11 protein-coding genes are annotated in these 15,684 nt (G+C 40.5%); 9 read left to right on the top strand and 2 right to left on the bottom strand.

The genetic code is table 11. The features are described 5' to 3' along the window. Positions 1 to 44 precede the first annotated feature (44 nt). The 4 genes from lpxB (at position 45) to tilS (ending at position 6,854) form a co-directional block, all read left to right on the top strand. Positions 45 to 1,193 carry a lipid-A-disaccharide synthase gene (gene lpxB, locus CW745_RS05460; protein WP_101107503.1) on the top strand — a complete coding sequence of 383 codons (1,149 nt, stop codon included), beginning with the start codon at positions 45 to 47 and terminating at the stop codon, positions 1,191 to 1,193. Then, complete coding sequence (gene rnhB, locus CW745_RS05455; protein WP_101107502.1) at positions 1,186 to 1,800, top strand: ribonuclease HII; 615 nt, start codon at positions 1,186 to 1,188, stop codon at positions 1,798 to 1,800. The genes lpxB and rnhB overlap by 8 nt, the downstream gene beginning before the upstream one ends. A gap of 183 nt (positions 1,801 to 1,983) precedes the next feature. After that, positions 1,984 to 5,511 carry a DNA polymerase III subunit alpha gene (gene dnaE / locus CW745_RS05450; RefSeq protein ID WP_101107501.1) on the top strand — a complete coding sequence of 1,176 codons (3,528 nt, stop codon included), beginning with the start codon at positions 1,984 to 1,986 and terminating at the stop codon, positions 5,509 to 5,511. Between the two features lie 20 nt (positions 5,512 to 5,531). Further along, complete coding sequence (tilS, locus tag CW745_RS05445; RefSeq protein WP_101107500.1) at positions 5,532 to 6,854, top strand: tRNA lysidine(34) synthetase TilS; 1,323 nt, start codon at positions 5,532 to 5,534, stop codon at positions 6,852 to 6,854. Between the two features lie 37 nt (positions 6,855 to 6,891). Here the strand turns inward: tilS and CW745_RS05440 are convergent, their stop codons facing one another. Further along, positions 6,892 to 7,773 (bottom strand): GGDEF domain-containing protein, encoded by an 882-nt coding sequence (locus CW745_RS05440; RefSeq protein WP_101107499.1) that lies wholly within the window; start codon positions 7,771 to 7,773, stop codon positions 6,892 to 6,894. Between the two features lie 301 nt (positions 7,774 to 8,074). On the opposite strand from CW745_RS05440, the gene CW745_RS05435 reads away from it, so the two are divergent. Beyond that, entirely contained in the window at positions 8,075 to 10,039 is a 1,965-nt protein-coding gene (locus tag CW745_RS05435; RefSeq protein WP_101107498.1) for a cation:proton antiporter, read from the top strand. Between the two features lie 43 nt (positions 10,040 to 10,082). Here CW745_RS05435 and CW745_RS05430 read toward each other — a convergent pair whose 3' ends face one another. After that, positions 10,083 to 11,276, bottom strand: coding sequence for an NnrS family protein (locus CW745_RS05430; RefSeq protein ID WP_101107497.1), 1,194 nt, complete (start codon positions 11,274 to 11,276; stop codon positions 10,083 to 10,085). 31 nt (positions 11,277 to 11,307) lie between these two features. Here CW745_RS05430 and frsA point away from each other — a divergent pair, with 31 nt between their 5' ends. From frsA to CW745_RS05410, 4 genes are all read left to right on the top strand, one after another. Continuing rightward, on the top strand, positions 11,308 to 12,567 hold the full coding sequence (gene frsA, locus CW745_RS05425; protein ID WP_101107496.1) for an esterase FrsA: 1,260 nt from the start codon (positions 11,308 to 11,310) through the stop codon (positions 12,565 to 12,567). A 43-nt stretch (positions 12,568 to 12,610) separates the two neighbouring features. After that, complete coding sequence (crl, locus tag CW745_RS05420) at positions 12,611 to 12,997, top strand: sigma factor-binding protein Crl (RefSeq protein ID WP_101107495.1); 387 nt, start codon at positions 12,611 to 12,613, stop codon at positions 12,995 to 12,997. Positions 12,998 to 13,141: 144 nt separating this feature from the next. Next, positions 13,142 to 14,257, top strand: a complete 1,116-nt coding sequence (gene proB / locus CW745_RS05415) for a glutamate 5-kinase (RefSeq protein ID WP_101107494.1) — start codon at positions 13,142 to 13,144, stop codon at positions 14,255 to 14,257. A gap of 76 nt (positions 14,258 to 14,333) precedes the next feature. After that, positions 14,334 to 15,581: a glutamate-5-semialdehyde dehydrogenase gene (locus tag CW745_RS05410; protein ID WP_101107493.1), complete on the top strand. Its 1,248-nt coding sequence runs from the start codon at positions 14,334 to 14,336 to the stop codon at positions 15,579 to 15,581. Positions 15,582 to 15,684: the final 103 nt, after the last annotated feature.

Raw genomic sequence — 15,684 nt, 5'->3', positions numbered from 1 at the left:
CATTAGAGCCTTTTTTTTTCAGAATATTTTATGAGTAAAAAATTATGGGTAAGCCATTACGAATCGGTTTAATTGCGGGTGAAGCATCGGGTGACATTCTAGGTGAAGGTTTAATTAAAGCACTTAAAATTCATTACCCTGATGCCATTTTTGAAGGAATTGCAGGGCCTAAAATGCTTGCTCAGGGGTGTAAAGCATTACATCCTTTAGAGGCGCTTTCTGTAATGGGGTTTGTTGAAGTATTGGGTAAGTTACGAAGTATTCTTTCAATTCGTAAATCGATTACTGAACACTTTATTAACAACCCACCTGATATTTTTATCGGCATTGATGCGCCCGATTTTAACTTAACTGTTGAGTTGAAATTAAAGGCTCAGGGCATTAAAACTATTCATTATGTCAGCCCTTCCGTATGGGCGTGGAAGCAGTGGCGTATTCATAAAATTGCCAAAGCAACAAATTTGGTATTAGCTTTTTTACCCTTTGAAAAAGCTTTTTATGACCGGTTTAATGTTCCGTGTCAGTTTGTGGGTCATACCCTTGCAGATCAATTACCTATTATTCGCGAAAAAGAACATGCGCGATCAAGACTATCGTTAGTGAAGGAGCAAAAGTTACTCGCTATATTGCCGGGTAGCCGTAAAGCGGAAGTGGGCGTATTAGGCCCACTGTTTTTAGAAACAGCGAAAATAATTCATCGTAAATATCCTGAATACCATTTTATTGTGCCGATGGTGAATGATCGTCGTAAGCAACAGTTTATGGCACAGATAGCAGAGATCGCCCCAGATCTTCCCATCACGCTCTTTGATGGTCATTCTAGTGACGTTTTACAATCTGCGGATCTGGTCTTATTGGCATCAGGAACTGCCGCCTTAGAGGCAATGTTAGCAAAAGCGCCGATGGTGGTAGCTTATAAAGTCAGTGCATTAACCTATGTCATTGCGAAATCACTATCAAGTGTCAAATATACCTCCTTGCCTAATTTGATTGCTGATAAAGAAGTGGTAAAAGAGCTCAGTCAATATGATTGCACCGTTGATAATATGGTGCATGAGTTAGAGAGGTTGATCGAAGGTGGTAGTGAACAGATGATTGAAATATTCACTGAATTACATCAACGTATTAAATGTGATGCTGATAAACAAGCCGCACAAGCAGTGGTGAACTTAATAGAGAATAAAAATGGCTAAGACAAATACTGAGTTTGAAGCGGTTATATACCCTAATGTACAATTAGTCGCAGGTGTTGATGAAGTAGGACGAGGCCCCTTGGTTGGTGATGTCGTCACCGCTGCGGTTATTCTTGATGCTAAAAATCCCATTGCTGGCCTTGCCGACTCTAAAAAGTTAAGTGAAAAAAAATTAGCCTTGATGTTTGATGAGATTCAAGAAAAAGCGTTATGTATCTCTGTGGGCCGTGCCTCTCCCTCTGAAATTGATGATATTAATATTTTGCACGCGACCATGCTTGCTATGCAACGTGCCGTTGAGGGGTTAACTATTCAACCTGAATTTGTATTTATTGATGGAAATCGATGCCCTGCGCTTAATATGCCAAGTGAAGCGGTTGTCAAAGGCGATTCACGAGTGGCAGAGATAAGCGCAGCCTCGATTATTGCCAAAGTAACGCGTGATAGAGAGATGCAAGAATTAGATGCTCGATACCCTGAATATGGGTTTGCTAAACATAAAGGTTACCCGACTAAAGCGCACTTTGAAGCTTTAGAAAGATATGGTGCAATTGATGAGTACCGCAAAAGCTTTAAGCCCGTTAAGAAAGTATTAGGGCTTCTTTGAAGGCTGGAAAGTAGGAAAGCCTGGAATGCTAGAGAGCTTGAAGGCTGGAAAGTAGGAAAGGCTGGAAGGCTGGGATGCTTCAAGCCTTATAGCTTTTAACCTTCTCGCCTTCTGGCTTTATAGCCTTACAGCTTATTGCTTATAGCCTTATCGCGTTATTTATCTTTATCCTATGGAAATAGTATGTCCGAATTAGTTATGAAACCTGATCCAAAATTTATTCATCTGCGCGTTCATAGTGATTTCTCGATGGTAGATGGGCTGACTAAAGTTAAGCCTTTAGTCGCTAAAACAGCCGCAATGAATATGCCTGCACTTGCACTAACCGACCAAACTAATTTCTGTGGCCTCGTTAAATTTTACGGTGCAGCTCATGGTGCTGGGATTAAGCCAATTGTTGGTGCAGATTTTTGGGTGCAGAGTGAATTACTAGGGGGCGAGCAGTTTCGTTTAACAGCGCTTGCTATGGACAATGACGGCTATAAAAATGTCACTGAGCTTATTTCAAAAGCGTATTTGCGAGGGCATATTGGTGGACGTGCTGTTATCGAACAAGATTGGCTTATTGAGCACAATCAAGGCGTATTATTATTATCTGGTGCGAAGGAGGGGGATCTCGGTAAAATTTTGCTTAAAGGGCATGAAGATATTGCAGCTGAAATCACGCAATTTTATCAAACACACTTCCCACAACGCTATTACCTTGAATTAATCCGCACCAACCGTGTTGATGAAGAAGTTTATCTACATCTTGCGCTTGATTGGGCGACAAAATATCAACTGCCTGTGGTGGCGACCAATCAAGTGGTTTTTGCCGATGAAAACTTATTTGATGCGCATGATATTCGTGTATGTATTAACCAAGGGTTTACATTAGGCGATGATCGTCGCCCGAAGGAGTATAGCCCTGAACAATATCTGCGCAGTGAAGAGGAGATGTGTGAGCTCTTTTCTGATATTCCAGAAGCGTTACAAAACAGTGTCGAAATAGCGAAACGTTGTAATGTCACCCTCCGTCTTGGGGAGTATTTTTTACCAGATTTTCCAACCGGTGGTAAAGCGATTGAGGAATTTTTCTGTGATGTTTCTAAGGAAGGCTTAGAGGCTCGTCTTGAGTTTCTTTTTGACAAAGATAGCCCTGACTTTGCTGCTATTCGTAAACCTTATGATGAACGATTGCAGATAGAGCTAGACGTTATCAATACCATGGGGTTCCCCGGTTACTTTTTGATCGTAATGGAATTTATTCAATGGAGTAAAGATAACAATATTCCTGTTGGCCCAGGCCGTGGTAGTGGTGCTGGTTCATTGGTTGCTTATGCGCTTAAAATTACCGATCTTGATCCGCTTGAATTAGAGCTTCTGTTCGAGCGATTTTTGAACCCTGAACGTGTCTCTATGCCCGATTTTGATATCGACTTCTGCATGGATAGACGTGATGAGGTAATTGACCATGTAGCGGAACTTTATGGTCGTGATGCGGTATCACAGATCATCACTTTTGGTACCATGGCTGCGAAGGCGGTTATTCGAGATGTTGGGCGTGTACTGGGGCATCCCTATGGCTTTGTCGATGGAATCTCCAAATTAATTCCTCCGACGCCTGGCATGACACTCACCAAAGCTTTTGTCGAAGAGCCTCGTTTACAGGAGCGTTACGATGGCAGTGAAGAAGTGCGCGACTTAATTGATATGTGTCGTACTCTTGAAGGTACCATTCGTAATGCGGGTAAACATGCGGGGGGGGTTGTTATCTCGCCGACCACGATAACCGATTTCTCACCGCTGTATTGTGATGATGAAGGGAACAATCCGGTTACGCAATATGACAAAAATGATGTTGAAACCGCGGGACTTGTTAAGTTTGACTTCTTAGGGTTACGTACGCTAACAATTGTGCAGTGGGCAATCGACATGGCTAATGCTCACAATAAGGAGGATGGTAAGGATCTAATCGATATTGAACGCATCAGCCTTACTGAGCCACTCTGTTTTGAATTATTAAAACGTTATGAAACGACCTCTGTATTTCAGTTAGAGTCGCGTGGTATGAAGGATCTTATTCGCCGATTACAGCCTGACTGTTTCGAAGATATGATCGCTTTAGTAGCCCTCTTTAGGCCTGGGCCATTAGGGTCGGGCATGGTAGATAACTTTATCGAACGTAAACATGGTCGTGAGGTTGTTTCTTACCCTGATGAAAAGTGGCAACATGAATCTTTACAGGGCATTCTTGAGCCAACCTACGGAATTATTCTTTATCAAGAGCAGGTAATGCAAATTGCCCAAGTTCTATCGGGTTATACACTCGGTGGCGCAGATATGCTACGTCGTGCAATGGGTAAGAAAAAACCGGAAGAGATGGAGAAGCAACGTGCTACCTTCGAAGAAGGGGCTATTGCAAATGGGGTTGATGGCGAGCTAGCCATGAAAATTTTCGATTTAGTAGAAAAATTTGCCGGCTATGGGTTCAACAAATCGCACTCAGCTGCTTATGCGTTGGTTTCTTATCAAACTTTGTGGATGAAAACTTTTTACCCCTCTTACTTCATGGCAGCTGTTATGTCTGCGGATATGGATAACACTGATAAAGTGGTTATTCTGGTGGCAGAATGTCAGCGTATGGGGCTGAACTTATGTCCACCTGATGTTAACGAAGGTTTATTCAAATTTAATGTTGATAAAAATCAACGCATTATTTATGGAATAGGGGCGATTAAAGGCGTTGGTGAAGCGCCTGTTGATGCCATTATTGAAGCGCGTACAGAGGGCGGTAAATTTAAAGACCTATTTGATTTTTGTACTCGAATAGACCTTAAGCGCTGTGGTAAGCGTATCCTAGAGAAGCTAATTCTCGCTGGTGCTTTGGATAATTTAGGGCCACACCGTGCCGCCTTAATGGCTAACTTACCGAGTGCCTTAGAAGCTGCTATTCAACATAAAAAAGCGGAATCTTATGGGCAAACGGATCTGTTTGGTGTATTAACAACCGATAGTGAAGAGATAGAAAATAAATTCTCGACCGTTGAAAAGTGGCCAGAGAAACAATGGCTAGCGGGAGAAAAAGAGACCTTAGGCTTATACCTAACAGGGCACCCGATAGATCAATATGAAACGCATATTCGCTCTTTCCATTGTACTAAAATAGGGGAGCTTAGCCCTAATCGGCGTGGTCAAAATAGCCGTATAGCAGGGCTGATTCTTGGTATGCGTGTGATGGTGACCAAAGCAGGTAAACGAATGGGCATCATTACTCTTGATGATAAAAGTGCGCGTTTAGAAATAACGGTTTTTGCCGATTTATTGGATCAGTATGAAGAACTTCTTGTGACCGATAACGTGATCATTTTACAGGGGCAAGTTAGCGAAGACTTTTTTAACGGTGGCTTAAAAATGAATGCACGTGAAGTGATGAGCATAGAGCAAGCTCGTGAACGCTTTGCTTCAAAATTACGTCTCAAAGTCCATGCTGATAATATTAACGTTAGTGATAATAGTGAGCCGTTTCAAACACAGCTACAAAATGTGCTTGAACCTGCGATGGGAGGCGTATGTCCGGTATTTATTGAATATACCAATGCGACTGCTCAAGCCGAACTTAGTTTAGGTTTATCGTGGGCGGTCACGCCAACGGATGATCTTCTTTTTGCTCTCGCTAAACTCGTTGGTGAAGAGAATGTCTGTTTACATTTTGATCATGTAAATGGTTAAGCGCAAGAAAGGATAATCAAGTGGAAGAGGTTAACAATCATGATGTCTTCATCGCTTTTAAGGCGCAGCTCGCGTTGTTAGCTCCCACGCAGGCGCAGTTTAAAATAGCGCTTAGTGGAGGGCTGGATTCAATGGTATTACTGCACCTTTTTTCACGTTTGGAAAATTGTAATGTTGTTGCTCAGCATATTCATCATGGGCTAAGCCCTTATGCTGATGATTGGGCTGAACAATGTCGTATCACTTGTGCTTCTTTGGGGATTCCATTTATTTTTAGCAAAGTGACACTCGATAAAAAAAATGGCGAAAGTCTTGAAGCATTAGCCAGAGATAAACGCTATCAAGCACTTACACATGCGATGAGCAAAGATCACTACTTAGTGACCGGACATCATCAGGATGATCAGCTCGAAACGGTACTACTCGCTTTAAAACGTGGTGCAGGGTTAACTGGCTTGCAAGGGATTGTTGGCAAACAATGTTTATCGATGGGCTATCTTGTGCGTCCCTTATTAGACTTTTCGCGTGAGCAATTAAGTAATTATGCGCAACAATTCTCATTAACATGGGTAGAAGATGAGAGTAATCAGGATCAACAGTTTGATCGTAACTTTATCCGTCAAAGTATTACGCCACTGTTAAAAGCGCGCTGGCCTGCAATTACCAAAACAGTGGCTCGAAGTGCGATACATTGCCAAAGTCAACAACAACTCATAGATGAAATAACTGTTGATGATTTTAAATCGTGTAACTCTAAATTAAAATCACTTCGAATTCAATTGCTTAAAAACCTTTCTCAAGTTAGGCGATGTAATGTCATACGTCATTGGTTTAAACAGAATGGGTTAACGTATCCTTCTACCAAACAATTAGCGGCTATTTGGCAAGATGTTGTGATAGCACAGCAAGATGCAATGCCACAAATTAGTTTGCAGGGCTATAATGTATGCCGTTATCGAGATGAGTTATACCTAGTGAGTAAAAATAAAGTTACATGCGAAGCTCAACGGGTTAGTTGGCATGCGACAAACCCTTTAAAAATTAAAGCTGGGGATTTCAGATTTCACATTAATGCAGAGTCTGGATATCTAGATGAGAGATATCAGGTAGATATCTGTTTTAGGTCTGATTTACCAAAGGGCTTTAGTTGTCGACCCATTGGGAGAGATAAAAAGCGCACCATCAAAAAACTATTTCATGAGCATCATCTTGCCCCTTGGTTGCGCGATCGACTCCCTTTTGTCTTTATTAATGGTGAGTTAGTCGAAGCAACTAGCTTGTTTCAGTGTGAATCTGTTTATTCAAAGCAGTTGCGTATATGTTCTTCTAAATGGAAAGCCTAAACCGGTAAATTTATTAATTGATTCACCGGCTGAGGCTTTATTTATTTGCCTTTTCAATATAGAGTTTTTTATCGGCATTTTCAAAAAGTACTTTTGCATCCTCTCCCATTTGCCAGTGCGCATATCCCATGCTGGCAGAAAAGTTAAGTTCTGTTAAAAAAGGCGTATGTTGTATCTCTACTAATAAGCGCTCACTAATTTTATTAACCGAATGTTGATCACCTGGCTGTAAAATAAGTACAAATTCATCCCCACCTAAGCGAAATGCCATGTCTGAACTACGAATAATTTTAGTCAGAATAGCGGCAAATTGCTGTAATACTTTATCTCCTTTTAAGTGGCCAAATTGATCATTAATAGGCTTAAAGTCATTAATATCAAATACCATCAAAGACAGCGATTGATGGCCTCGACTACTTTGTTCAATGGCGCGTTGTAAGCTTTCATCGTAATAAGCGCGATTACCAACATTGGTTAGATGGTCTTTAAAAACTAATGCATTTAACTCTGCAAATTTAAGCGCATGACGCAAATTAGGCACTAACAGTTCGTGCAGTTCAATCAGCTGTTTACTTTCTGCCATGCTTAATGGTTGATTACTTTGATAAGTAATCGATCCAATGCGTGGGCATTTGGATGAAAGTGGCAAATTATAAGTATTGCTAAAATGGTACTTTTCATGGTTATTTAAGCTAAATAAACCATTAGCCGACTGAAATCGAACATTAAATGGGCGGATAATTCTTGCCACTATAGAGGCAAAATTTGTCAGAAGATCTTTAAGATCTAAGCTTTCCTGTAACAGCTCTAAACATGTTACTTTGCTTTCATTGCTCAGAGTTAAACCACTTGATACTAGGTTAAACACTTTATTATCAGTAGGGTGGCCTACTAATGTAGTGTGTGTTGTTGCCTTCATAATGGCCTCCTTTTTTAAAATATGATATTGCGAAATTGCTCATAAATTGCGCCTGTTTAGAGTCAAAGCAGTATTCATGCCAATTAAAAATTTGTTCGTAAATGACCATTATTTTTCTATTTTTACTATGCTTGTAGGATTAGTGTAAGCGTCTAATTTTAAACAAAAGCTCGATACAGCTAGTGTCAAAAACTTTTGTTTATGTTTTTTTCTGTTGAGGAAGAGAATTTTCTGTTGCGAGCATTTGACATTTTCTGCGTTAAAAATATGACGGAGATCTTCTAAGGGAGTGTTTAGCTCTGTGTTAACTGATCTTTTATTATTACTATGTTGTGCAATTATCAGCGTAATTGTGTTTAGACGCTTACGCCTATCCAATATTATTGCCTACCTATTTACTGGGTTTATGCTTGGCCCTTCATTGCTTAATTTCTTAGGTTCATATCATGAGATAGAATTGATTGCGGAATTCGGTATTGTGTTTTTAATGTTTTCATTGGGGTTAGAGTTTTCTCTCAATAAGTTAATTGAGATGCGACGTTCTGTTTTTGGTTTAGGGGCTTTACAGGTTATCGTTTCTTTTCTGTTGTTCTACTTTATCTGTCAGTTATTTACGATGACTTGGCAACAATCTTTTACGGTTGCAGGCATTTTGACCATGTCATCGACAGCTATAATTGTCAAAGTATTAACGGATCAGCAACAGTTGCATTCGCAGACGGGCAAATTAGCAATTGCGATTTTGCTATTTCAAGATCTCGCTGTGGTTCCCTTCTTAATCATTATTCCTATTATTGCAATGCCGGGAATGGAATCAGGGTTAGTTATGCCTCTTTCAATCGCGTTTGTAAAAGGGGCGTTTGCAGTAATCGTGTTACTCGCTATTGGTCGATGGGTATTGCCAAAATTTTTTGATGAAATGGGCAGAGTACGTTTCGATGAAATCTTTATCCTATCTAATCTATTTGTAACGCTGTTAGCCGCTTGGTTTACACAATTCCTTGGATTGTCGATGGCACTCGGTGCGTTTCTTGCCGGAATGATGTTAGCTGAAAGCCATTATCGTCATCAATTAGCTGCCGATATTCGTCCTTTTAAAGATATATTAATGGCGATTTTCTTTATCTCTATTGGTACCTTACTGAGCTTTGATATTTTACGCGACAACCTTGGCGTGTTGTTACTGATGGTGTTTGGCATGATGATTGCGAAAATGATTACAATCACTCTAGCCGCATTAATCATGAATGAAAAGATAACGACCTCGCTAGGCGTTGGTATTGCACTCGCTCAGATGGGCGAATTTGGTTTTATTTTAGTTGCTTTGGCCAGCAAATATGAATTAATTGGTGGGCAATTATCCTCTTTATTGATTGCAACAGGGGTGATTAGCATGTCGTTAACACCGCTATTGGTGAAATATAGTCAGGTAATAACGCGTGAAGCCTTACATCATTATGAGAAAGTTTTTCGCTTTCAAAAAACCTTGCCGGGACAATTTTCAGATCACACTATTATCTGTGGTTATGGTCGCGTAGGGCAGATAGTTTCACGGTTTTTACGTACTGAATCATTACCCTTTATCGTGTTGGATAGGGATCCTATGCGCGTTAAAGAAGCTCGTGAGGGCGGAGAGCAGGTCGAGTTTGGTGATGCCAGTCGCCGTGAGATTCTTTTAATCGCCGGGATTGAGAAGGCTAAACTGTTAATTATCACTTTTAATGATTTAAAGCGCTCTTTAGCACTTTTAGCACAAATTAGAGCCCTCAATGCCGATGTTAAAGTATTAGTGAGGACTAAAAATGATAAGGGCTTAGATGAGCTACATGAGGCTGGTGCCACTGAGGTTGTACCTGAAGTGTTAGAAGGAAGTTTGATGCTAGTAGCGCATGTATTATATCTTTCTGGAATCCCCCATAAAAAGATACTAAAGCGACTCGACTGTGAAAGAAAAACCAAATATCAACATTTACATGGCTTCTATTATGGCCAAGATAGCCGTGCTGAAAAAGGCCTCTGGACGATTGAAAAGTTACATGCAGTTACGCTACCGCAAGCCTCTGACTTTATCGGTAGTTTAGTGGTTCAATTTAATTTTAATGGCGTGGTTATTAAGTCGCTAAACCGAAGTAGTGGTGAAGAAGTTGCAGTCACCGAAAAAACAAAATTTAAAGCGGGGGATGTCGTGCTATTGCAAGGGGATAAAAGTGAGTTGCTTAAAGCAGAGCAAGCATTACAAGCTGAAGGCTATCAGTCGCTTAATTAACGCATTTTGGGCGTGCACATATAATGTACTCGCCCAATCTTTTTTAACCTGGTCTGTTATCTAGTCGTGCAGAAAGTAACATTTTTGCATAACAAAGCACAAACAAAGTAAACGCAGCGCACCAAAATAAAATACTTATCCAATATGCCATCAATAATAAATCAGGCATTAAGAATGGAAAAATTACTCTTACTAATCCAGAAATAGCAGTGGCGATAAATGCAATACTCATCCATTTTGATGGTATTAAAGGGCGACCTGTATGGCCTAATGAAACGCGGCTAATCATTGCTAATATAACACCACCAAAGCCACCAATCGCAGTTAAATGAATCATTGTAGTTGGATTAAAGCTAGGGATAAAAAATGAGGTGGCATATAAAATGAGGCCTATTGATAATAAAATATAACCAAGGTGTAGTGACCACAATAATGCAACTGGTAGTGTGATTGTCGGCTTCCAGCGTATTACTCTTATCAAGTTTGCTATGCCAGCAAGTCCAGCTAAAAGCGCAGATACAACTGCCATGTTAGGAAACCAAGTTAATGCAGCCAGTAATAATAGTGGTGCCAACGATACATATTCCAACGCAACGAGAGGTAAGACTTTTTCTGTTCCCGTCCCCTTGGCTGTAAAGAAGGGGAGCACTCGTCCCCCCATCACTGCAATGATAAAAAAGACTAAAAACAACATACTCCATATTGCTTGTTGCGACAGAATGTAGTCATATTCTTTAAAAGCAATTAATGTCATGGCGTTTAGCAGTGTCATGACCAGTAAAAGCGGTACAAAAAAGAGGTTTCGCCACTGTTTAGCATGTAAAACGGCTTTGCCTAGTACTAATGCAGCTAATGGCATCCAACTGAGCTCTAATATTACCGTTAGCCAAAACCATTCCGGTGGCAATATGAATAGGGCAATCCGTGCTAAGCACCATAGGGTAAATAAAATAGCCAGTTTTGTGCCCTTTAGACCTGGGTAGCCAGTCCAGTTTTGTACCGCTGTGAGCAAAAATCCTAATATGATTGCCCCCGAAAAACCAAATAACATCTCATGAGCATGCCATTGTGAAAGTGGAAGTTGTGAGGGCATTGATATTGTTCCCGATAAAAGCATTCCCCACAGCAACATACTTACTACGGCAAACAGTGCCCCGATCAAAAAGAATGGTCGAAAGCCTAAACGAAACAGTGGCAACAATTGCTGTTCTTGTGCATTATCGGTAATCTGTATCATCTTTATTCCTATTTTAAGTGTGATGAATCTTATGTCTGAGAACTTATCCGAAAAATTATTTACGCAAAAATCTAACGTGCAAGAAACTTCCACGATTATCCCCAATTCCAATAGCAAAAAAAACCATAAACTGCACGATGTTATTATGGATGGTGAGTCGCGTGATGGCTGGTACCGTTTATTAAAGTTTATGCTTTGGGCTTGGCAGGGTGTCGATATGATCGACTGTTATGATGTCTTAGCGCGTATTAGTGTTTCTAAAAATGAACGAAGCCATGCTGATATTCTAGATAGTGTGATCGGCTTTCGCTCTGGTAACTGGAGCTATGAATGGACACAAAAAGCGATGAGTTACCAGAAAAAAGGCAATGACTTCGCGCAACAAGGGTTAGATATTTTAGCCAAAGAGGCTTATTACAGCGCATCGCAGCTGTACAGCATTGCCAGTTATCCGCATCTCAAAACCGATGAGTTGAGCATTCAGGCGCAGGTGCTGGCATTTAATAGCTATCGAGAATCTTGTAAGCACAATCAAGATATGATTCTAAAAGAGATTAAAGTTCCCTTCGAAGGAAAACAGATTAGCTGCTACTTACACCTTCCCCACACTGATGATATTCATCCTGTCGTTATCGTCAGTGGTGGATTAGATACGTTGCAATGTGAACTATTTCCACTGTTTGAACAGCAGTTAGCGCCCGCTGGTATTGCGATGTTAACTGTTGACCTTCCTGGTATAGGGCACTCATCTGGTGTTAAATTAGAGCAAGACTCATCGAACTTACATCAAGCAATTATTCATTACTTAAAAGAGGTGCCATGGGTTGACCATAGTCGCATTGCACTGATGGGAATGCGTTTCGGTGGCAACGTTGCTACCCGATTAGCGTTTTTAGAGCCAAACACGGTTAAGTCGGTAATTGCTGTTGGTGCCGCTGTAGGTAGTATTTTTGATAAATTAGACAACTTTAAGAAACTTCCTCCCGTGTTACTCGATTGTATTGCCTCACGTACACAGATCGAACGTTCAGATGTGCAAAGCTTGTATCAGTATTGCGTACCTTTTTCATTAATTAAACAAGGGCTCTTGCATCGCAGACGTATTGAGATTCCATTATTAAGCATTGGTCATAAGAATGATGTGATGTGTAACGAGGCGGATTTAAAGTTAATTGCTCGTGCAAGTTACGAAGGGGAGTCACGTATTATTGATAAAGCTCCCATTTTTGAATCATATTTGAACTCTTTAAGTTATTCTGCACAGTGGTTAACAAGACATCTGCAAGAGTGAGTGATAAATTAGTTTTTTATTTTCCTTTAGGAACTAGAGCATTATGACATCTGCGTTACCGCTTTCCCCCTCTCGTGGGCGTTTATTTAAAATATTCACCGATTTAGGTCCCTATTTTCGCAAGCTACAGTCGACTGAAAGTTCATTCTTCTTCGATTGTTTAGAAATTTGCGTTGACGATAAAAAAGAGCCTGAAGAGCGAGAATTTTTGGGCTGGTGGTTAATTGTGACACGTACTGACGATGGTTATGATTATGAACGCTTTGATGGCCTTTATAATCTCGATGGTGACTGGGTTACTTGTAAGATTAAAAAAGCAGACCAAAAATTGATTGATGCATCTTTTGATCTATTTCTTGAGCGCTTAAAAACACTAATCGAGACAGAAACAGGATTTTGCTTAGCGCCCCTTGAAGTGGCATTAGCATAGGTTTTAAAGCAACACTTTCATATCTGGTTAAATGGCCATTAAGGAAGTAGTTACACCACTAATAACAATGATATAATAAAAAACAGCAACGATACCTTCGTTGCTGTTTTTTTTGTTTTTGGCTCTTAACTAAATGATGTTGCGATGAAAACCGACTTTAAAATAAAAACGATCGTTGTAAAATTAGGGACCAGTGTGCTGACAAGTGGTACTGCAAAGCTTGACCGTGCACAGATGGTTGAGATAGTACGTCAATGTGCGCTGTTGCATAAGCAAGGTCACCATATTATTGTTGTCACCTCTGGTGCTATTGCTGCCGGTAAAGAGCATTTGAATATGCCAGATATAGAGCCAACCATTGCTAATAAGCAGATGTTGGCTGCCGTTGGGCAAGGTCAATTGATTCGAGAATGGGAAAACCTATTTTGGATCTATGGTTTACATGTCGGGCAAATGCTACTGACACGTGCTGATTTAGACGATAAGGTGCGTTTTTTGAATGCACGTGATACGCTAAATACATTGCTGTCACATCGTATTATTCCCATTATCAATGAAAATGATGCGGTTGCAACACGTGAAATTAAAGTGGGTGATAACGATAATTTATCTGCTTTAGTCGGATTATTAGCCGATGCAGATCAGCTCTTATTATTAACTGATCAAACAGGGTTATTCACGGCTGACCCTCGCAGTAATCCGGATGCTAAATTAATTCCTGAAATTGATAAAATTACCGACCAAATCCACGCGCTTGCGGGTGGAAGTGTTGGCGGGCTTGGCACTGGTGGCATGGCAACGAAGATAGAGTCGGCGACAGTTGCACATCGTGCGGGAATTGAAGTGGTTATCGCTTCTGGGCATCGAAAAAACGTTATTATTGATGCAGCTGAAAACAAACCTGTTGGTACTCGTTTTATTACTGAGCACAGTAGTTTAGAGGCGCGTAAAAACTGGATCTTTGCCGGATCTAGAGTGGCAGGAAAAATCATTGTCGACGATGGTGCGCAGCAAGCAATTGTAAAATCGGGCGGCAGTTTACTCGCGAAAGGAATTGTTGAGGTTCAAGATACTTTCTTACGCGGTTATGTCGTGGTTATCTGTAATCAAATAGGTGACGAAATTGCACGCGGTGTTGCACGTTATAAAAGCATCGACATTGATAAAATTAAAGGTCTACATTCAGATCAAATTGAAGAAACTTTAGGTTATGAGTATGGTCGCGTTGTGATTCATCGTGATGATTTAGTCTTGTTATAATAGTAATTGAATGCACGCTTAAAGGCACTCATTTGTAATGCATCATACCAACCTTATTACATCAAGGAAGTCAAAAATGAACTTATTAGAAATTGGAAAATTAGCACAACAGGCAAGCTATGAATTAGCGATTGCCGACAGTAAGCAAAAAAATGCAGCCTTAGAAACGATTGCATTAGCGCTGGAAGCGAATGAAGGCGCTATCGTGGCGGCCAATAAAAAAGATATTGAAGCGGGCAAACAAGCGGGATTAACTGACGCATTATTAGATCGTTTATTATTAGATGAGAGCCGTTTAGCCGGTATCATTGCAGATTTGCGTAGCGTTATTGGTTTAAGTGATCCTGTTGGAGAAGAGTTTGATAGCAAGCTATTAGAAAATGGCTTAAAACTTAGCAAGCGTCGTGTCCCAGTTGGTGTTATTGGTGTGATTTATGAAGCGCGCCCAAATGTAACGATTGATATTGCTGCACTGTGCCTAAAAACAGGTAATGCCAGTATTTTGCGTGGCGGTAAAGAAACGATTAACTCAAATTTGGTATTGGTTGAAGTCATTCAAGGTGCATTAGTCGCTGCCGGTTTACCAAAAACAGCGGTTCAGTACATTGAAAATACAGATCGTGCATTAGTTGGCGAGCTGCTTAAAATGGATCAATATGTGGATATGATTATTCCACGTGGTAACTCTGGCTTACAGCAGTTCTGTAAAGAGAACAGTACGATCCCTGTGATTATCGGTGGTATCGGTATTTGTCATTTATACGCTGAAAAATCAGCGGATATTGAAAAGTCTATCGCTATTATTGAAAATGCGAAAGTACAACGTCCTTCAGTATGTAATGCATTAGATACATTATTAGTACAGCAAGATATTGCCAATGAATTCTTACCGAAACTCGCTGCTAAATTATTACCGCTTGGGGTTACTTTGGTCGCAGATCCAAAAGCGAAAGCTATTCTGGGCGATGATGCAACGGTTGCACAAGAAGGTGACTTCTCACGTGAGTGGTTATCGCTACATCTTGGTGTGAAAGTTGTTGATGGTTTAAGCGAAGCGTTAACACATATTCGTGAGCATAGCTCTCAGCATTCAGATGGCATTTTAACCAATGATTTCACGGTTGCTAATCAGTTTGTTAATGCGGTTAACTCATCTGCTGTCTACGTTAATGCGAGCACTCGCTTTACTGATGGTAGTCAATTTGGTTTAGGTGCGGAAGTTGCAGTATCAACTCAAAAGTTGCATGCGCGTGGTCCAATGGGGCTACAAGAGCTAACGACTTATAAATGGATAGGTGTGGGCGAGTACTTAATTCGCTCATAATGTTTGAGCTAACAGCTAACAGCTAACAGCTAACAGCTAACAGCTCATTAACCACTAACCACAGAGTTCACAGAGAAAACAATAAGAAGGTCATGATGTTTTC

Origin of the sequence: Psychromonas sp. psych-6C06, assembly GCF_002835465.1 — a bacterium.
GTDB lineage: Bacteria > Pseudomonadota > Gammaproteobacteria > Enterobacterales > Psychromonadaceae > Psychromonas.
Note: the sequence above shows the minus strand (reverse complement) of the source record. Positions and strands in the feature narration are given on the sequence as shown.